Annotated in this window: 15 protein-coding genes; 11 read left to right on the top strand and 4 right to left on the bottom strand. The window is 36.5% G+C overall.

What is annotated here, in order from left to right:
* Positions 1–16 precede the first annotated feature (16 nt).
* The 3 genes from ACEPXG_RS04050 (at position 17) to ACEPXG_RS04060 (ending at position 6838) form a co-directional block, all read left to right on the top strand.
* Positions 17–3643, top strand: a complete 3627-nt coding sequence (locus tag ACEPXG_RS04050; protein ID WP_391207748.1) for an FN3 associated domain-containing protein — start codon at positions 17–19, stop codon at positions 3641–3643.
* A 716-nt stretch (positions 3644–4359) separates the two neighbouring features.
* The gene (locus ACEPXG_RS04055; RefSeq protein ID WP_391207750.1) at positions 4360–5619 is read left to right on the top strand and encodes a hypothetical protein; all 1260 of its coding nucleotides are present in this window, start codon (positions 4360–4362) and stop codon (positions 5617–5619) included.
* A 286-nt stretch (positions 5620–5905) separates the two neighbouring features.
* Positions 5906–6838 (top strand): uracil-DNA glycosylase family protein, encoded by a 933-nt coding sequence (locus ACEPXG_RS04060; RefSeq protein WP_391207752.1) that lies wholly within the window; start codon positions 5906–5908, stop codon positions 6836–6838.
* Positions 6839–6860: 22 nt separating this feature from the next.
* Here the strand turns inward: ACEPXG_RS04060 and ACEPXG_RS04065 are convergent, their stop codons facing one another.
* Entirely contained in the window at positions 6861–8198 is a 1338-nt protein-coding gene (locus tag ACEPXG_RS04065) for a competence protein CoiA family protein (protein WP_391207754.1), read from the bottom strand.
* 254 nt (positions 8199–8452) lie between these two features.
* On the opposite strand from ACEPXG_RS04065, the gene ACEPXG_RS04070 reads away from it, so the two are divergent.
* From ACEPXG_RS04070 to rbsK, 8 genes are all read left to right on the top strand, one after another.
* Positions 8453–9337 (top strand): HNH endonuclease, encoded by an 885-nt coding sequence (locus tag ACEPXG_RS04070; protein ID WP_391207756.1) that lies wholly within the window; start codon positions 8453–8455, stop codon positions 9335–9337.
* A 626-nt stretch (positions 9338–9963) separates the two neighbouring features.
* The gene (locus tag ACEPXG_RS04075) at positions 9964–10968 is read left to right on the top strand and encodes a LacI family DNA-binding transcriptional regulator (protein ID WP_391207758.1); all 1005 of its coding nucleotides are present in this window, start codon (positions 9964–9966) and stop codon (positions 10966–10968) included.
* An 11-nt stretch (positions 10969–10979) separates the two neighbouring features.
* Positions 10980–11936, top strand: a complete 957-nt coding sequence (locus tag ACEPXG_RS04080; RefSeq protein WP_391207760.1) for a nucleoside hydrolase — start codon at positions 10980–10982, stop codon at positions 11934–11936.
* A gap of 26 nt (positions 11937–11962) precedes the next feature.
* The gene (locus ACEPXG_RS04085) at positions 11963–12565 is read left to right on the top strand and encodes an ECF transporter S component (protein WP_391207761.1); all 603 of its coding nucleotides are present in this window, start codon (positions 11963–11965) and stop codon (positions 12563–12565) included.
* A 76-nt stretch (positions 12566–12641) separates the two neighbouring features.
* On the top strand, positions 12642–13385 hold the full coding sequence (locus ACEPXG_RS04090) for an energy-coupling factor transporter transmembrane component T family protein (protein WP_391207763.1): 744 nt from the start codon (positions 12642–12644) through the stop codon (positions 13383–13385).
* Complete coding sequence (locus ACEPXG_RS04095; protein ID WP_391207766.1) at positions 13382–14242, top strand: energy-coupling factor ABC transporter ATP-binding protein; 861 nt, start codon at positions 13382–13384, stop codon at positions 14240–14242. Before ACEPXG_RS04090 ends, ACEPXG_RS04095 begins: the two co-directional genes overlap by 4 nt.
* Positions 14235–15047: an energy-coupling factor ABC transporter ATP-binding protein gene (locus ACEPXG_RS04100; protein ID WP_391207768.1), complete on the top strand. Its 813-nt coding sequence runs from the start codon at positions 14235–14237 to the stop codon at positions 15045–15047. Before ACEPXG_RS04095 ends, ACEPXG_RS04100 begins: the two co-directional genes overlap by 8 nt.
* Before the next feature lie 18 nt (positions 15048–15065).
* Positions 15066–15977, top strand: a complete 912-nt coding sequence (gene rbsK, locus ACEPXG_RS04105) for a ribokinase (protein WP_391207770.1) — start codon at positions 15066–15068, stop codon at positions 15975–15977.
* A 344-nt stretch (positions 15978–16321) separates the two neighbouring features.
* On the opposite strand, the gene ACEPXG_RS04110 is transcribed toward rbsK, so the two are convergent.
* From ACEPXG_RS04110 to ACEPXG_RS04120, 3 genes are read right to left on the bottom strand one after another with little or no spacing between them, the layout of a single operon-like run.
* On the bottom strand, positions 16322–16696 hold the full coding sequence (locus tag ACEPXG_RS04110) for a carboxymuconolactone decarboxylase family protein (RefSeq protein WP_391207772.1): 375 nt from the start codon (positions 16694–16696) through the stop codon (positions 16322–16324).
* A gap of 1 nt (position 16697) precedes the next feature.
* Positions 16698–18332: a thiamine pyrophosphate-binding protein gene (locus ACEPXG_RS04115; RefSeq protein WP_391207774.1), complete on the bottom strand. Its 1635-nt coding sequence runs from the start codon at positions 18330–18332 to the stop codon at positions 16698–16700.
* Between the two features lie 22 nt (positions 18333–18354).
* Entirely contained in the window at positions 18355–20580 is a 2226-nt protein-coding gene (locus ACEPXG_RS04120) for an EAL domain-containing protein (RefSeq protein ID WP_391207776.1), read from the bottom strand.
* Between the last annotated feature and the right edge of the window lie 120 nt (positions 20581–20700).

A 20700-nucleotide genomic window follows, 5' to 3' on the forward strand; every position in this document is an offset into this window, starting at 1 on the left:
GCTAGGAGTGAAATTGATGACAAACAAAGGTATATTAAATAATGCCTTCAGTAAAATAGCACTGTCTTTCTTACTTGTAATCTCCATGCTTTTACCATTTATTGCAATACCAAATGCACAAGCAGCAACGGTATTAACCGTAGATGAGGCAATTAGTCAATTTGATGTAAATTCACAGAAACCCGCAACAGTAGAAGGGTATATAGTTGGTTTTGTAGCAAGCGAAACAAGCGTAATTTCTACTGCAACAGGGGATACTAATTATGCAATCGCGGCAACTCCAGGTGAAACTAATAGAGATAAAATGCTATATGTGCAACTAGTTACTGCGGACCATAGAGCAAAGTTTGGTTTAAAAACAACCCCTGCTAATTTGGGTAAAAAGGTATTAATAAGTGGTTCACTTGAAAAATACTTTGGCAGTCATGCAGGGTTAAAAACCCCAACCTCGATGGAATTTGTTGTAGAAGGTGGACCGACAAAAGTCAATGCTGTAACAGCTAGCCCAGCATCTTCCGCCGTGGCAGTTGGTACTACAGTTACATTAACAACTACTACTTCAAATGCAAAAATTTACTTTACAACAAATGGAGTAAACCCAACGACTTCGGACAGTGTATACGCAAATCCATTTACAATTAATGCCGCAACAACTATTAAAGCAATTGCGGTAGACAATAAGGGTGTACTAACTGATAGTGATGTTGCGACATTCACTTATACAATCGCAGGTGCGCTAACAATCGCAGGAGCACGCACTGCTATTGGTGAAACAGTTCAAATTGAAGGAATTGTCACTACTAATCCCGGCCCATGGGGTAGTCAAGCATTCTATATGCAAGATGAAACAGCTGGTATGTTCGTATATGCTACCTCAGCAAATGTTGAACCAGGGGATAAAATTAAAGTAACTGGTAAAGTGATAACTTACTCAAATGAAGTAGAAATAGAAAACCCTACTATTGAAGTAATTTCATCAGGAAATGGCATTCCAGCAGCTCAAATTGTACAACCATCAGGCGTGAATGAAGATACACAAGGAGAATTAGTAACTTTAAAAAATGTTACTATTAAAAACTTAGCACCAAATGGTACTTTTGGAAGCTTTGAATTCCAAGCAGTATCAGAAAGTGGTGAAGAAGTTCGTGTATGGCATGATAACCGTACAGGAATCACATACAATGATTTTGTTAAACTCTTCAAAGAAGGCGATAAAGTAAATATTACAGGAATCGCTGCAATTAATGGTGCCGTATTCCAATTAAAAACATTAGGTCTTAAAAGCTTTGACCTTGTAAACAAACCTGCTGTTTATTCTTTACAATATGAAGGAACAGTGCCAGTAAATACGAAAATTGAACTCAAGTCAGGTATAGTGGGTGCTGAAATCTATTATACATTGAACGGTTCAACACCATCTAAATTGAGTACTAAATACGATACTCCAATCGTATTACCTACTGGAACAACAACTATTAAAGCAATTGCAGTAAGTGGCACTACCGAAAGTCAAGTATTTAACTTTACTTATACAATTATAAAAGCGGATGGCGTAATCATTCGAGAAATCCAAGGAAAAGGTCATATTTCTCCATACGTTGGAGCATCCGTAACAGATGTTACAGGAGTAGTAACTTACTTAATCGATGGAACAAACTTTGTTATGCAAGATGTAGATAACGCAGATAATGATAATACTACATCAGAAGCTATCCAAGTAAACAAATCTTCACACGGTGTCAAAGTTGGCGATAAAGTAAAAGTTACAGGTACTGTAGCGGAAAACGGTGGTGGCGTAAACCTATCCACAACACGCATTAATGCAACTCAAATAATAAAAGATGGAACTGCTAACTTACCTGCTCCGCTTGTAGTTGGTGTAGATATTTTTCCACCGAACAAAATAATCGATAATGATAACTTAACTTCATTTGATCCATTAGAAGACGGTATCGACTTCTGGGAATCAGTAGAGTTTATGCGATTATCATTTCCTAATGCAAAAGTAGTTGGTCCTTCATACAATGGGGCTACTCCAATCGTAGTGGAGAGTACAACAAATAATGAGTTCAATCTATTAGGTGGACTAAATATTGCAGCGGACGACTACAACCCAGAAAAGATTTTCCTAACAAATACGGGATTGCTTGATATTTCATCCGGAGATCATTTTAATGGAAATGTGATCGGAGTAATCTCTTATACAGCAGATGGCTACAGAGTATTACCTGAAGCATTACCAACACTTGTTAAAGGTAGTAGAATAATAGAAACAACGCATATTGTACCTACAGAGGATAAACTAACAATAGCATCATACAATATTGAAAACTTTTCAAACGATAAATCGAAAACATCAGATGAAAAAGTATTGAGAATTGCGAAGTCATTCGTTAATAACATGAAATCACCTGATATCATTACATTGATTGAAGTTCAAGATAATGATGGGGAAGTAGATTCTGGTAACACCGATGCAACAGAGAGCTACGAACGTTTGATCGCGGCAATTACTGAAGCAGGTGGACCAACTTATAAATGGACAGATGTTGCCCCTAAAAACAATGATAACGGCGGAGCACCAGGTGGTAACATACGTGTTGGCTACCTTTACAATCCGGACCGTGTTTCATTAGTAGAAGGTAAAAAAGGCACTAGTTCAGAAGGAAATAGGTGGGATGCACAAGGGAACTTAGCATTGAATCCAGGAGTACTGGATCCAACCAAGTTTTCAAATACACGTAAGCCAATTGCAGCTCAATTTGACTTCAAAGGGGAAAAAGTAGTTGTCATCGGTGCACACTTAAATTCTAAAGGTGGCGACCAATCATTATGGGGATCTGCGCAACCCCCAGTATTAAGTTCTGAAGTTCAACGTCATAAATTAGCTACTACTGTTAATGAGTTCATCAAAGATGGCTTAGCAAAAGATTCTAATTTAAATATCGTACTTGCTGGAGATATGAACGACTTTGAATTTACGAAAACGCTTGAAATACTTAAAGGAAATGAAATGACAAATATGGTAGATAAAGTACCAGCCAATGACCGTTTCTCTTATTTCTTCCAAGGAAACAACCAGGTACTTGATCATGTTCTTGTTTCTAAACATTTAGAAAACAAAACAGTAGCGGACATGATTCATATCAATGCAAATTACACAGAAGCCCAAGGTCGTGCTTCTGATCATGATCCAGTTTTAATACAAATGGATTTAAAAGCAAAAGATGTTGTTACACCAATTGCACCTGATAAATTATATGATTTCAAAAATCTTACAACAAAAAAATTAACAATTAATAAGCCAAGTATTTCTCTTACATTAGATACAAATACAACTATTACAAATGGCATTCTATTCACAGGTCATTATGCAGAATTCCATGGTGAGGGATTCGCTAATAAAACAGTAACAATCAAACCATTAGAAGCTGGTGGGATTATTGATTTCAAAGGAACGACAGTTCAAAAAGTTATTATTGACGGCAACAACGTAAAAGAAATTCGCGGCGCAGAAAATATAAAAGAAATTGAATTTATCAATGTAGCAAGTAAAGAAAACATTAAATTCACTGACAAAGAAGGGAACCTCTTAACAGAGGTTCTTTTTGTATTATATAGTGAATTATCCATACTATATTAACCTATCCATAGAATAAAATTGATGAAGTTCTTGAACATGAAAAGCGTCCTTGTATCAAACACAACTACAATTCAATTCCGAATCAATCTGGTTTGAGATGGCTAGACTAGGCGCTACTTTCAGTCGATTATTGTATCTGAAAATGGTAAACATATAGGAGCAGCTACATATAGAGAATGGCACTCCCTTGAGAAAGAGGGTATTTATATAGATGGTGACTGGTATTTACCAAATAGTGATAAACAATATATCTTGCAAGATTCAAATGTAGTCTTAATTAATAAATAAAAAAAGCTTTCTAAAAAATTCGCTCCTAGACATGTTCTGCATGCATAGGAGCGAATTTTGTATTAATAGTAGAAATTAAGATATATACACTTGGATAGGGAAAGCCTCTTGATCGAGAAATAGATTAAGAGGCTTTTTTTATTATATTTTGCTTTAAAAGTAGAAAAAATTAACGACAAAATTTAGTCAAGGTAATGCCTTTTTTTGATGCAATACGAAAGATTACGACAAAAAAGTGGATAGATTGTTGGCAATCAATCAATTTAATTCATTCTAAAAAAGATGGAAAATGAGATATTTTGACTTTTATTATTTAAATGTTGTGAATTGTCGTTCTAATTATGTTGATAAAGGATATTCTTGGTTATAAAGTTAGGTAAGTAAACCAAGCCAATGTTTAGTCATGATAATTACTTTGGAGGTGAATCATGAAAAAGAAAAAGTGGAAAAAGTCAGTTGTAGCATTAGTGATAGCGGCATCTTTACTAACTAATTCAAATGTAAGTTTCGCTTATAGTTCCATACAAGAAACGATTGATAAAGCGAAAGTTGACATGAATGAAGCAGCAAATGCCTATGTTAAACCGGCAGAGAACGGAAGAATAGTTTCAAGTCAAGAACTATATCCAGTGTTGAAATTGGCGAAAGAAAACTATCGAAATACCAGAACTTTGGTGATGAAATCAAATAGGCCAAATAAGGAAACGATACTAAAAGAGTTAGATACTTTGTATAATGAAAAATTAACAAAAGGACTCATACCATATATTGATGCATTCAATTATGTGGATAAATACCTGAACCCTATAATGGACGAGATAAAACAAGCTGAATCTGAAAAAGATTGGACGGAACTTGAAAAAGCATATCATCATTTATCCGTACAACTGAATACCCGCACTAATATTCTTTATCGATTTACAGGAAAAGTTACAAGGGATTTACTAATAGAACAGTATAAAAAACCAGCCAACTTGAAACTAGATCAATTAAATGTTCCTGTAGCGATTTATGAGAAAGTAAAAGAAGCGGAAACGCTAACGGCTTTAGGTAAAACGAAAGAAGCGAATAAAACATTAAAAACCATACTACCGTTAATAGAGAAGTTACCTACTGAAAATACCTTTCCTATGATTAAGGAGCTAATAAGAGAAATAGATAGTGCCAGTAAAGCTGTTCGATTAGTCATCTTGTTTCCTACTAGTGTATCGCCTACAAGTGATGGAAATAGTGAGAACGATAAAAGGAAAACAGATGCCGAGGAAGTAACCTCTTTAAATAATGCAGCTGCAAGAACGGTGACTACTTTGATAAATGCTCTTCCAATACCATCGAAAGTAAATGTCAGTGATGGAGTAGCCATCTACGCGGCACGAGCAGCATATGAAAAGTTAACACCCTTTCAAAAAGCAGTGGTCGATATTACTAGATTAACGAATGCAGAGAAAGCTTTTGAAGTAGTTAAAGATAAAGCAATAAATGAACAACAAGCAAAAGTAGTGATATTTTTAATCGAAGAGCTTCCAGCAGAGGTTGATATAAAAGTTGCACATGAAGCACAAATAAAAGAGGCCCGTGCAGCATATGAAGGATTGACAAGCGTTCAAAAAGCGTTGGTAGGAAATATTACTGCATTAGAAGAAGCAGAAAAAGCTCTCAGAACTGTCCACTGTGTCAGAAAAAATTAAGCACTATTCTGACAATTTGCTGCAATTCACTATTAAATAGTAATGACAATCCTGTATGTTTTCAACTAGCGGAAGTACCTATATGTGAAATTCTAATGATAGAGTAGCCGCCAATAATAGTTTCTGCAAAATTATTATATAAAGAAGGGATTCGGCGAGTCTTGTCGAATTCCTTTTTAGTATGGAGAGAAGTTAGCAGTTCAAAGAACAACTATGATGTTAATAGGCTATTCTGTCTTTTCATTCCCAAACTTGCATAACGAGTTTTAGACGAGGAGGGCGTCCCATGGAAAGTGTCATAAATTTACATATTGATTTTTATAACCAGAAGATAACTGATCCTGAATCTCTGCAAGTGCTTGAAGCAGAGAATATCAAAATTTTAAATGGTTTTCATAACAACATAGAACTCGTCCGTACTTATTATCGAGAGATGTATAAGGGACAAGGAAATCGCATCGTGTTTTGCGGGATTAATCCTGGCAAGAATGGTGCGGGGAAGACGGGGATTCCGTTCATCGATTTTAAAGGACTATCCCAGTTGCTTCCAGACATTACAAATCAGGATAGTGAGAATAGTGCACAGTTTATTATGTCTGTGATTAGTGAAATTGGAGCAGAGAAATTTCATGATTGTGTCTACATGACAAACCTCTCTTGGTTTGGCTTTACTCGGCACGGCAGTAATATTAATTATTACGAGCTACCTAAGCACTTGCAAGCAACATTCACCGATTCTTTTATTGACGAGATGGATCTAGTCCAACCTACGTTCATTGTTCCGCTCAGTGAGGAAGTGGAGAAGACGCTGAAGCAGATGACGGCAGAAGGAAGACTGAAACACCCACTTGCAAAGCGTCTTCCGCATCCATATTATTGCTCAATCGGAAAGAATGTGGAGATATATCGGAAGAACTATGTAGACCTCATTAACGAATATAGCGTTTCACACAAAGAGATTGCTAAAATGAAATTCATCGATTACTTGAAGATGAGACATACAATCAAACTAGGAGAAAGGCAAATCAAAGAACTATCAGCCGAGCAGTATAACAACAGACTAATCAATTTGCAGAAACGCAAGATTTATAATGGTGAACTTACTGTTACTGATGAGATGCAAAAAAGGATCGATGAGCATTATAAAGATGCATCCAATAACTATCCTCGTGCTATTAAATATTACATTGAGTTTGTGGAGTATTCTAAGCAGGGCTAATCTTTAAAGTAGAAAAATTTACTTAAAGGAAATCTGGTTGTAATACACGATAAACTCTTTCATTAACAAAATTTTTATTTTCTAATTTTAGGATGTGTTCTCCTACTAATATTTCAAGGTAGGCACAAACTTCTGGATAGATTTTATATCTTCCAGTTGAAAATGAGTCTGATGAAGCACCACATTTTAATACTAAAAATTCACATACTTCCGTTGCTGAAAAAACAGAGTTATGACGTACGAAACCATTTATCGCGGGTTTTATATCTTTTAGTTGTTGTACTGATTTAAAGGGGGGTCTCTTCTCCTTTACTATAGATATACTTGAAATATTTGGTTTTAGAGACTCGTTTATAGTTTTGGCTGCAGCCGTTTGAAGAAATACCTCCTCCTTTTGCTGTTTTACAATGTATTCAGTTTCTTTTTCTTTAACTGTTTGAATAAAATGTTGTCTTTGTTTATTTTCAATAACTGGATCGCTTAATTGTAGAGTTACTGTTGTCCGCAGAGCAGTAGAAAGACTGATTTGATAAGCTTCATTCAATGCAAAAGCACGAAAAGGATATTTATCTTGATCTTGGATAAAGCGTTGAACGGTAAAAACGATATTAGTATCAGTTGAACGGATGTAATATAAGCTGCGTACATTAATAGGTACTGGTGAATTAGTATAGTGGTAATCGAAGAGCTCAAATAATGGATATTGAGGAGATAAAGTGTTTATACTATCTTCCCATTTTATATCCTCGGCAGTTTTAGAAGCTATGTCTAACTCAGCTTCCCAAAGGTGGATAACATGATGAACCATATCAATTGATTGTTCTGTATTTTCAACAAACCAAACAGTTTCTAACTTTTTCTTTTTAAAATATCGATTCCGATTTTTAATTCGTTTTACTAATTTTTCATCCTTATTAGAGTTAACTTCCGATAGAATGGAAATCGCTGATTCTTTTCCTTTATAATTAATAATGATATCAGGGTAGTATTTCCATTTTTCCTCTGCTTTTGACATAAAGCCATAGTTAACATGGAGGTCAGTATTTATTTTTTCTTGAGCTTTTAATTCATCGTGAATAATGTCTTTCATCACAGAGTGCCGTTTGGATTCTCCTTTAACCTGTTTTTGATATACTTCACTAGCGACAGATATCGCACAAGATTTAGAATGGCGATGTGCAAAATGAACTTCTCGAATATCACCAGATCGAATAATTAAAGTTCCATTGCAGTAAGGACACGAATAAGCACCTTTATCTGCTCTTTTCTTTAACTTTTCAATTTCTGCTTTCGGGTTTAATTTCGAGTCCAAGTAAACTATTAAATCAAAGTTCTTTCCCTCGTAACGTGCTTCCCTCAACTTAACTCTCTCCTTATTTACATATTTTAAATATTTTTCTAATTATATCAAATAAATAAAGGAAATGCGTTATAAATATTTAGAATAATTCGTTCGTTTAGTAAAGTTTAATTATTAAGAAAAAAATATTACAAAAAACCATAAAGTATTGTAAAATTTAACTATTAGTATTATATGGTTTTTTTATATGCGATAGGTATATGAATAAATATTCCTATCCTGATGACAGAAACATTTTTTGGAGGAGGTATTATATGACTGTATTCCGAACATTAGGAAAAGGAATAGGTACTGTAGCCGGTGGGGTAATTGGCGGAGGAGTGAAACTGGCTGGAAAAGCGATAAAGTCAGATTGGGTAGAAGAGGTCGGTCAAGGAATTAAACAATCATCAACAATTGCCCTTGATAATGCTGGTCAATTCATCGATGGAGCAGTAAAAGGTACCTACGGAGCAATAACTAAAGACGAGCAACTTAAGAGCGAAGGATTTAACGATTTGAAAGATTCAACACATAGAACGCTTAAAGGGATAGGAAGTACTGTAACCTATACAGCTAAAAGTGCATGGATAACCTATGATGGGGTTAAAAATGGTGATAAAGAGAAAGCGATGCAGGGAGTAAAAAATATTGGAAAAGTAGTTGCAATTTCTGGTTTAGCTATAGGTATATTAGATTTATTAGATATAGTCGACGGAGTAGATACTGTAGAAGCGGAAGAAATTGAAACTAGAAATCACGATTTAGCTGGTGATACTCATCCAGAAACGGGGATACCTTTTGTTGAAAAGACAGTGGAATTACCAAACGGTGATGTAACTGGTACATTCCCTGTATTTGAAGCTGCTTATGAAGTCCAATTGCCACAGGATTTATATCTTCAATCAGATTATGTTCATTTCGCTTATGCCAATGCTGAATTCTATGATTCAATCGAATCTAATCCATCACTAATAAATGAATTAGGCTTAACTAACACTGATCTTCAACAATTAGCGAAAGCTGATACTCCTGACGGGTACACTTGGCATCACAATGAAGAAGCGGGTGTACTGCAACTTGTAGATGAAGAAGTCCATCATAACACTGGCCATACTGGTGGTAGAGAGTTGTGGGGTGGTGGAAGTGGATATCGGTGAATTTCCGAATAAGAAATGCATCCCTGTGTCAGAAACAATTCTAAACTATTCTGACATTTGACTACAATTCAAGATTCTTTACAACAAATAATACCTACTACACTTAAAAATATAGTGTAGGAGGTATTTGTTTTTTTGAAAGATTAAGCAAGTATATATAAATTTGGCTACTGGAAATCCGGTAATTGTGGATTTTTGTGAAAGGTTTCCTATTTGAACTTCATTTACTGAGGGTAGCTTCATTTATAGCTTCATTCCACACGGTACTATTTGAGTTTCTTCCAAATGGTCTCGAATTTGGCTCAATTGGTCTCGTTTTCGGATGAATTAGTCTCGGGTCTAGCTCAATTGGTCTCGCTTTAGGTTGAATTGGTCTCGAAGTGCCATAAAGTGTTAATAAATGCACCTGGTTATGCAGCACTTGAATTCTAAAAAGCATTTTGTATTTAGCTCTGGCTCACGTAACGGAATCTAATTCATCCAATTCATTTAATATTCCACATAAAATTCTATCTAAAAATTCAAAATTGTATTGACAAATGTAACCGTTTACATTAATCTAAACAATAATTAGAGGGAACGTTTTCGTAAAACGTTTTCCTAACCATAGGGATAGGTGATCATACATGGGGAAAATAACGATTAAGGATATCGCGCGGGAGGCAGGTGTTTCAATTACCACTGTTTCAAGGGTATTAAATAATAAAGCGGAAGGTATGTCAAAAAAAACTCGTGAAACAGTTTTGCAGGTAATGGAAGAGTTGAATTACCAACCAAATAAGTTTGCGCGTGGTCTAGTGACAAAGCGATCCAATATGCTAGGGTTAATCGTCCCAAATATCTCCAACCCTTTTTTTCCAGAACTTTGTCGGGGGGCTGAAGACGAGGCAAACGAAAGAGACTATAGCCTCATTATTTGTAATTCAGATGATCAATCCCGAAAAGAAGAAAACTATTTACGATTGTTGCAAGAGCAACAAGTTGATGGGATTTTACTTTCAAGTAAGAATCGGCTGTCTCAGACTAGCAAAGATCAACTAGAGAGCGGAAAAATTCCATATGTATTGTTTGACCGCGGCGAAGAAGCAAGTAATCACTCCGGAGTTTTTTTAGACAATGAAAAGGGCGGGTATATTGCAGGAAAGCATTTGGTTGACTTAGGCCACACTAAAATTGCATGTATGACAGGGCCGTTAGAGATTCTGAACGCACAACAACGACTTGCTGGATTTCAACGCGCCTTAACAGAAGCTTCTATAGAACTTCCAAAGTCATTTATCTTAGTTGGTGACTTTCAAATGGAAGTGGCTTATCTAATAGCAAAGAAATTTCTACAGGATAACTCCGTGACTGCCATATTTGCAAGCAACGACTTAATGGCGTGTGGTATTTATCGTGCTGCTCATGAACTAGGAATTCAAATTCCGGAACAGCTGTCCATCGTTGGTTTTGACGATATTCCTTTAGTAACTGCTTTAATCCCAAAACTAACTACTGTTAGACAAGGTACATATGAAATGGGAAGAAAAGCAATCGAACTCCTCCTAAATGAACTTGAAAACAATTCATCTGAAGGTGTAGTTTTTGACCCTACTTTAATCGTTAGAGAAAGTACGAAAAAAATAAAATGAGGTGTAATGAAATGACTATTCCCGTAATTATTGATTGTGATCCTGGTATTGATGACGTAATGGCACTAACGCTTGCATTTGCACATCCGGAATTAGATATTAAGTTAATCACAACGGAACCTGGAAACCAAACGCAAGAAAAAACGATCTACAATGCACTTGCTTTTACTAGTTATATGAAAAAAGACATAGAGATTGCTAGAGGACTAGACAACCCATTTTTCCGTAAATTAGAAATTGCAGATGAAGTACATGGTGAGAATGGGCTTGGGAATGTGCAGTTCCCAAAACCTACCATTAAATTAAGTGAACGAACGGCAATTCAAGCGATGAAAGAAACGTTAATCTCTAGTGAAGAACAAATAGTTCTTATTGCGACAGGTCCACTAACAAATATTGGTGCATTATTATTAGCACATCCAGAAGTAAAATCGAAAATTAAATACATTTCCTATATGGGCGGCGCCGCTGTTGGTGGGAATATGACACCAACATCCGAGTTTAATGTGTATGTTGACCCTCATGCAGCGGAAATTGTTTTTCAATCAGGAATTCCGATTGTGATGAGTGGACTCGATGTCACTCATAAGGCTTATGTCACATTAGAAGAATTAAATCAAATTGAGGCAATAGGTTCTGACTTTGCACTCAAAGTCGTTAATATGCTTCGTTTTTACATACATGCTGCAAAACAAACCGCTTTTCATAGCCCTGATTTTGAAAGTCGTATTCGTTTACATGATTTATGTGCAGTATCTTATGTACTAACACCTGAACTATTTGGCGGAGATGATTGCTTTGTAGCGGTTGAACTGGAAGGAAAACTGACTGCTGGGACAACCGTAGTTGATTATGCACAACAAACTGGGCTTCCGCATAATGTGAAAGTATTACACACAGTCGACAGAGAGAAATTCGTCGAACAATTTCTAAAAGCCGTTAAAATAATGAGCAGGAAAATCGGTTAAAAAATATGAACAAAGGGGAGAGAAACATGAAACGTAGTTTTAAAGATGATTTTAATATGATGGCAATGTTACTAATTCCTATCGCAGTAGCTGTTAACTTAGTAGGTTTCCAATTAGCAAATGTACTTCGCTTACCGATCTTTTTAGATACAATTGGAACAATTTTAGTAGGTGTAATCGCGGGGCCGTGGGTTGCTCTATTAGCAGGTCTTATTACAAATTTAATTAATGCTATCTTCAACCCTGTTTATTTACCTTATGCACTAACTTCTATAGCGATTGGTGTTGGAGCGGGTTATCTTTCCAAACACGGATTTTTCAAAAACATACCTAAAACAATTGTTTCTGGTATCGTAATTACTTTTATCGCAGTTATTGTATCCGCTCCGATTACAGTGCTAGTATTTGGTGGAGCAACAGGAAATACATCCTCTTTAATTACTGCTACTTTCCTAGCTTCTGGCCAAAAATTATGGTCGGCAGTATTCTCTTCAAGCTTCATCACAGAAGTTGCAGATAAAGTTGTTTCTGTATTAATCGTTTACTTTATCGTAAAAGGTATGTCAGATCGATATCTATCAAAGTTAAACTATGGACACTTATATATGAAACGAAAAAACAAGAAGTAATTTCTTCTCTTCTCGCTCCTTTTGAGTATTTCAAATGGAGGAGAAGAGATTATTCTTTAAAGGGGGCGTATTTCTTTTGAAACATAATTTTTTGCTCAGACTTCACCCAATGACAAAATTCTATTTCTCTCTTTTTATTTTAGGAATAGTTCTCATTCTCCCGGGATATGTAGTTGCATTTTCTATCTTCCCTTTTTTAATACTAATAGCAGTAATAGCAGGTGTCTCCAAGGAGTTTCTAAGTATTGTATTAAAAGCACTATTAAGTGTGTTAATCATTGTTTTTATCATGCAGATGTTTTTTTACCCTGGCGAAAATATACTTTGGGAATGGGGATTTCTCCAAATTAAACAAGAAGGATTGAATTACGGTCTATTATTAACTTCTCGCATTCTTGCAATAGGGTCTGCTTTTATCTTATTCTTCAGAATGACAGAAGTACGTGATTTTGTTAAATCATTAGAAGATAAAGGTCTTCCACCAATGGGTGCTTATGTAGTTTTATCGACGCTTCAAATTATTCCTGAAATGCGTCGACAAGCAAACACCATTATGGAAGCGCAAAAAACTCGTGGGGTAGAGACGGAAGGTTCATTACTAGTTCGTGCAAAAGCGTTTATACCAACATTAACGCCTCTCATCCTCTCCTCTATTGCAGGGACAGAAGAACGAGCAATTACGCTTGAGTCTAGGGCTTTTTCTGCACCAGTAAAAAAGACGAGTTTGCATCAATTAACGAAAAGTAGCGCTGACCGAGTTCTACCGATTGTCTATGTGATTATTTTTGTAGCTCTACTTATTTGGAGGTTTTTCCTATGACGACGATGATTGACTTAAAAAATGTATCCTATCGATATCCAGTGAGCGATGATTTCACATTAAAGAATATTTCATTTTCTATCGAAAAAGGAAAATTTACTGCCATAATAGGGAATAACGGATCTGGAAAAACGACATTATGCAACACAATTCGTGGGTTTGTTCCTCATTTTTATAAAGGGGATTTAGAAGGGAATGTAATTGTAGATGGAGTTAATATGACGGATTATCAACTTGGGCAACTTGGAGAAAAAGTAGGATATGTATTCCAAAATCCTTTTATTCAAGTTTCAGGTGTTAAAGATAATGTTTTCGAGGAAGTAGCGTATGGCTTGGAGAACTTAGGTGTTCCAGTAGAAGAAATTAAGAAGCGTGTAGAAGAAGTATTAAAGCTTGTAAAGATTCAACATTTACGCGATAAAAACCCATTCGAATTATCTGGTGGACAAAGACAGCGCGTCGCACTTGCATCCATTATTGTAATGGATCCAGAAATTTTGGTCATAGATGAGCCGACTTCTCAGCTTGACCCAATTGGAACAGAACAAATATTTGATATTATCCGTTTAATGAAAGAACGTGGAAAAACGATTATTTTGGTTGAGCATAAAATGGATTTGATAGCGGAATATGCAGATGATTTACTCGTTATGCATGAAGGAGAGTTAGTAATGCAAGGTTCTGTAAGAGAAGTATTTGCGAATCCTGAATTCGAAAAATATGAAATTCAATATCCTCATGTTACCGAAGTTGCACTTCAATTGCAGAAATCTGGCGTACCACTATCTTTTCTTCCAATCCGTGATAAGGAACTAACACAAGCGCTTAACAGGATTGGAGTGAGTGTACATGACTGAACTTCATTTGAATAATGTAAGCTTTTCATATCCAGACGGAACAAAAGCATTGGAAAATCTAACTCTTTCTATTTCTACAGGAGAGCGTGTTGCGATTATAGGACAAAATGGTGCTGGGAAAACGACTGCGGTTAAATTAATGAACGGATTATTGAAACCTACAGAAGGTACAGTTTCAGTCGGTGATTGGGATACAAAAGATCACACAACAGCACAAGTTTCAAGAAAGGTAGGCTATGTATTCCAAAATCCAGACGATCAAATATTCCATAATGATGTGGAGTCTGAAGTACGTTTCGGACCAAAAAACATGGGATTTGATCCAGACCGAGTAGACGAACTAACTAATTGGGCTATGCAGTTATGTGGAATATCCGAATTTGCTGAGGAGAATCCATATAATTTACCGTATTCTGTTAGAAAGTTCGTGACAATCGCATCCGTATTAGCAATGGATTCTGATATTATCATTTTAGATGAACCAACTGCAGGACAAGATAAAATAGGATTGCAAGTTTTAGGGAATTTACTACAAGTGCTAGAGGAAAAGCAAAAATCAGTTATTACCATTACGCATGATATGGAATTTGTAACGGATTATTTTACACGAATTGTTGTAATGGCGAACCGACAACTAGTAGCAGATGATAATGCTCAACATATTTTTTATAATACAGAAGTTTTGGAAAAAAGTATGTTAAAACCTCCCGCTGTTGCTCAGATGGCAAAATTATTAGGTTTCCCTCCAGGAATTTTATTGAAAAGTCAATTAATCCAAGCGATTAAAACAAACAGTGTGAAATGAAAGGAGGCGGAACTAGTTATGAATATAACAGTCGTAGGGAGTACCAATATGGACCTTGTATACCGTGTTCCCCATATAGTTAAAGCTGGTGAAACGTTGCACAGTACACAACATGAATTGTTCTTTGGTGGAAAAGGTGCAAACCAAGCGGTGACTGCTGGTCAATTAGGAGCCAAAGTTAACTTTATAGGAAACGTTGGTGCAGACGACTTCGGTGAAAAAGTGAAACGCAACTTGCAGGAAAAACGGGTAAATACAACCGCCATAAGAACAGTTGGATTAACGGGGCAAGCAATTATTCAAGTTGCCGATTCCGGGGAAAATTCAATCGTTCTATTTCCTGGTGCAAATTTCCTTGTTTCAACCGATCAAATTGAAGCCAGTAAAGAAATAATTGAAAGTAGTCAAGTCTTGCTTTTACAATTGGAAATTCCGATACATACAGTCGATCTTGCTGCTAATATTGCACAATCCCAAGGTGTACATATCATATTAAACCCTGCTCCTGCTCAAAAATTAAGTGATTCTTTATTGAGTAAGGTTTCCATATTAACACCAAATGAAACGGAGTTAGAAGTACTAACTGGGTTGAAAACGGAAACCGACGAAGATTTATTGCAAGCATGTTCCTTCCTACTTCAAAAAGGAGTAGGAACTGTAGTCGTTACCTTAGGTGGAAAAGGTGCTTTTTACATGAATGAGCATGAGTATGGTCGAGTGCAAGCAAATAAAGTAGAAGTGAAAGATACTACCGGGGCTGGAGATGCATTTAATGGTGCTTTGGCGGTTGCTATATGCCAAGGGAAATCATTAAAAGAAAGTATCATATACGCATCTAATGTTGCTTCTTATGTTGTGACGCAAATGGGTGCACAACCGATTTTTCCTTTCCCTGTGCCACAAACAATTATGCGCTATTCTGACAATTAACTACAATTCAATGATGAATACTAAGTATGTAAAATCAAAACTCTTTAAGAAATCTCATATGATGCCTTTTATATAGCTCTTTTATATAATCTAGAAAATGGAGGGTTTTTGCAACTAAACCAAGAACAATTTTGAAAATTAGAAGCGATTTGTTAGTAAACATAGATAGAAACACAGGAGCAGTTCTCACAGCACCTAGTTTTTCCCGATTCTAGCCAAACAATGCACAAATGCCCACCTATTCTGTAGGTGGGCATTTGTTAGTATTTAGCTGGTTTCACTTAAAGTTTTCCCATTCCAGCAGAAGAGCTGTAACTCAACTTAGATTAGAGACACTCGAACCATCATTCTGTTTCTTTAAAAATCTCCCCGGCTATTCCCATTGCCTGAACGGCTTTTGGAAACCCGACGTATCCGATACAGTGGATGATAATCTCGATAATTTCTTCTTTTGAAAGGCCAACTTTAAGGGCTCCGTGTAAGTGAACTCTAAGCTGATCGAAAGCACCTTGTGTGATCAGAGTTGTGAGTGTGATGATTTCTCGTTGTGAGAGAGAAAGGGTTTTTCTAGAGTAGAGATCTCCAAAACCAAATGACACAATCATCTCCCACAGGTCAGGTGAAATTTTTTTCATTTCTTCCATGCCATTACGCACTTCTTGGGAAAATAATTCTTCCATTGTACTTAAACCGGCTACATAACGCGTGTTGTTTTCCATATTATTGCCTCCCCATAGTTGGTGGTATTTCGTTTTCATCCACGATTACTTCAATCACGATCGGTTTGTTTGTTTCTTCAATCTTATGTAATGCTTCTTTAATACTATCAGTTAACTCATAAGGGGTGTAACAAGTATATGCTTCCAGTCCCATAGATTCGGCAAAGCGGGCAACATTGAGCGGAGTCTCATAAATTCCACCGATAGACGTGCCAATCATTTTTTGCATTCCTTTTTCCACCATGTCTAATCGTCCATTATTCAAAACGATGAACAGGACAGGGGAGTTATAATTGTAAGCCGTTGAAAGTTCCGTACCGTGCATGAACATACATCCATCTCCAACTAAGCACACAATTGTTTCTTCAGGGGCTGCTAGTTTTGCACCGATAGAATAGCCAATTCCGTTACCCATTGCACCGAATATATCATCAAAGTAAAAAGTACCAGGCTTGTAAATGTCAAAGTATTTGATACCGTAAAAAGAGTGGCTCCCATCATCTCCAAAAATAATCGTGTCATCTGGAAGTGCATAACGCATCGCTCGTAATACTTGAACTGCAGACATTCGCTCTCCTGGATTATTTTCATGAAGCGGAACCCGCTCGATATGTGCTAAAAATGCCTCACTATCGGTTTTCGGTATATCCTTTAAAATTGCTGTCAGATTCGCTTTTATGTCGCCAAGTATCGGAGTAGTTGGTACTAGGATAGATTTCCCGATAAAGGTTGGATCATAATCGAAGTGAACGATATGTTCCGGATACATTGCTTCCGACAATCCGGCGATGGACATATCACTTAGTTTGGAACCGATGACAAGGAGTAGGTCCACCTTCTCATGAAAGTATTCTGTTGCTTCTGTAGTACCACCCAATCCAAATGCTCCTAAAGAAAGCGTATGATTGGAAGGGAATGCCCCTTTACCTCCTGGTGTTGTGATGACTGGGATATTCCAATGCTCCGCAAGATGCTGAACTTCTTCATAGGCTTTACTGGAATGAACCCCTTTTCCAAGGAATAGAAGTGGACGTTTGGCTACATTTAGTTTATCGATAACTTCACTCGATATAGGTGAAATCATTTCATAGGATTCAGGTAACTCCAATTGGAATGGTTCGATCTCTTCTAATAAAATATCAAACGGGATGGACAGATGCACAGGTCCTTTGACTCCTGAGAATGCTTTTTCAAGAGCATGTTGCAAGTAAGGCTGTAGCATATCAGCCCGTTCTACCCGTGCACTAAATTTCGTTACAGATTTAAACATATCTACAAGATCAGCGCCAAATATGCTGGAGTCCTGACCCATTGCTTTTCCAGTATCTTTCATCGAAGGGTGTCCTGTGATGATTAATAATGGTACATTAGAGGCTTTTGCCTGGCCAGCAGCTGTAAGCATGTTTGTCCCACCGGGTCCAGAAGTCCCGACTGCTACCCCGATTTTTTGATTCATTATTGCATAACCGGAAGCTTCAAATCCTGCAGCTGCCTCGTGTTTACTTAATACAAACTCCATGTCATGATGCAATATCTCGAATAATATAGGAGATATTGCCTTTCCTGGAATACCAAAAACATGATGGATTCCCCAATGTTTGAAATTCGCTACTAAAACGGATGAAGTCGTTTTCATACTGTCATTCTCCCTTTGTAATCTAACGTTGTTTTAAATAAATCTTCTCGATTTTGTCCGCTGGAAGTGGTTTGCTAAAGAAATAACCTTGTGAGATATCACACTGGTGATTTTTCAGAAAATCGAGCTGATCCTTTGTTTCAACACCTTCTGCGATCACCTCCTTATGAAGGTTGTGAGCTAACGTTATAATTGCTTTTACAATTATGGCATCCTTCTCATTGTTCATTAATTCACTCACGAAGGACCTATCGATCTTAATATAATCAATTGGAAAATTCTTTAGATAATTTAGTGAACTATAACCTGTCCCAAAATCATCGATACTGATGCCGATACCGAGCGTTTTTAGCTGTTCCAATACTTGAATAGAGTAGTCGTACTCCATTGCCATATATTCGGTGATTTCCACGACAACATATGCCGGATCGATAGCTGTACGTTCTAATACTTCTTCCATAAAAGAAATGAGATTTCTAGTAAGAAATTGTTGCGTGGATAGATTAACGGAAATTTTTACCGGCATCATTCCAGCATCTTGCCATTTTTTGTTTTGTGAACAAGCCTCATCGATAACCCACTCTCCAATTTGAGTGATTAATCCGTTTTCTTCTGCCAGTTTTATAAAATTTCCTGGAGGTATCAGGCCTAATGTAGGATGCTGCCAGCGAATTAACGCTTCCAATCCAACTAATACACCGGTATTATTATGAATTTGTGGCTGATAATAGAGAACAAATTCCTTATTCTCCAAAGCCTTTCTTAAATCCACCTCTAGCATGTATTCGTCCATCATTTCATTTAATAATTCAGCATTATGAACGACATAGCAATTCTTTCCTTGTGCTTTTGCCTGATACATAGCGTTATCCGCATAGACCATAAGGTTTTCCATTGAAATAGGGTAATCGGGATAAAATGCAACCCCAATACTAGCTGTTGTATGTAATTCTTTCCTACCGACATGAAAAGGTTGATGAAATAGTTGTATTATCTCTTCGGCTTTTTTCGTAGCATAATCAATATCAACAAAGTCTGTAAGTAGGAAGATAAATTCATCGCCACCCATTCGGGCAAGTATATCCTTTTCCCCTAGACAACCACTTAAGCGTTTACTTACCTCAATCAGTAGCTCATCTCCGTAAGAATGACTAAAGTTATCATTAATGGTTTTAAAACGATCCAGATCAATGTATAAAAGAGCCAAGGAACGATTATGGCCTTCGTGCAGTTCTTTGATAATGGCTTCTATTTCTTTTTTAATAAATCGTCTGTTTGGGAGATTTGTTAAATCATCATGATAAGCTAAGTAGTTGTATTTCTCTTGCAGTAAGTAACGATCTGAAATGTCCCTGAACTGACCAAAGGCTCCTATCATTTTATCTTCTTCATAAATTGGTTGCGCATCGAAAAGGCAGACAGTGAGGTTACCCGCATCATCTATAAATTGTATTTCTTCATTATTAAATATTTTTTCCTGGTCAAGTACTTCTTTAAAATAGACACCTGTCAGAGGGGATTCACGAATGTTTCTACCCACAACCGAATCTCTACTGTTATTCGATATTTTTTGGGCAAAACTATTAAACTCAGTAGTAATCCCTTTCTCATCTGTTATAACAATGCCATTTCTAGTCCTGCTTAACATAATCTGATTCATAATATTAAGCTTTTTATTTTGTTTTATTAATAGTAGTTCTCTTTCAATCGAGTCAACCGCCTGAGTTAGCATCGTTAAGAAAAGTGTATTCTGAAACTGGATGGGCATCATGATGCACACACTACCAAGCAAGTTATTTTCATCCGTATAGTGAAATGCAGTCCCGTAACAAGCAATGGTATGAAGAAAGTTATGAAAATGCTGATCTCCAATAATACTGATTGGGTGCTTTTGCTGCAAAGCTAGACTAATAACATTCGTTCCTGTATCAACTTGGGTGAATTGGCTGCCACGAATGATCCCGAATTGTTCGATAGTAGACTTTATAGTTTCATCTCCTTCAATTTCAAGAAGGTAACCAGTTGCATCCGAAACAACAACAAGTATTGGAGTGCCTTTTAAAGAATCCAGTAGCTTATTTGAGAAAAAACTCACAACTGAAAGTATTTCACTATATGATTTTCTCTTCCTATCAAACTCCACTTCGTTTAATAAATTCTTTGGTTTTGATACCTCATTTGGATCCATCCCAGCCTCTATACACAATCTCTTAGATTCAATAATGTAGTATGGTTCCGTCGTATTCATATTCTCCTCCTTAAGTCCTTATAGTTAATATATATTTTAGCCTAAAAAGTAAGGTGAGTTGTAATTTTTTTAAAATAGTAAACTGTCCCTATGTAAGAACTATTCTACACTATTCCGACA

It is taken from the genome of Psychrobacillus sp. L4, assembly GCF_042944905.1.
In the GTDB taxonomy this organism is placed as follows: domain Bacteria; phylum Bacillota; class Bacilli; order Bacillales_A; family Planococcaceae; genus Psychrobacillus.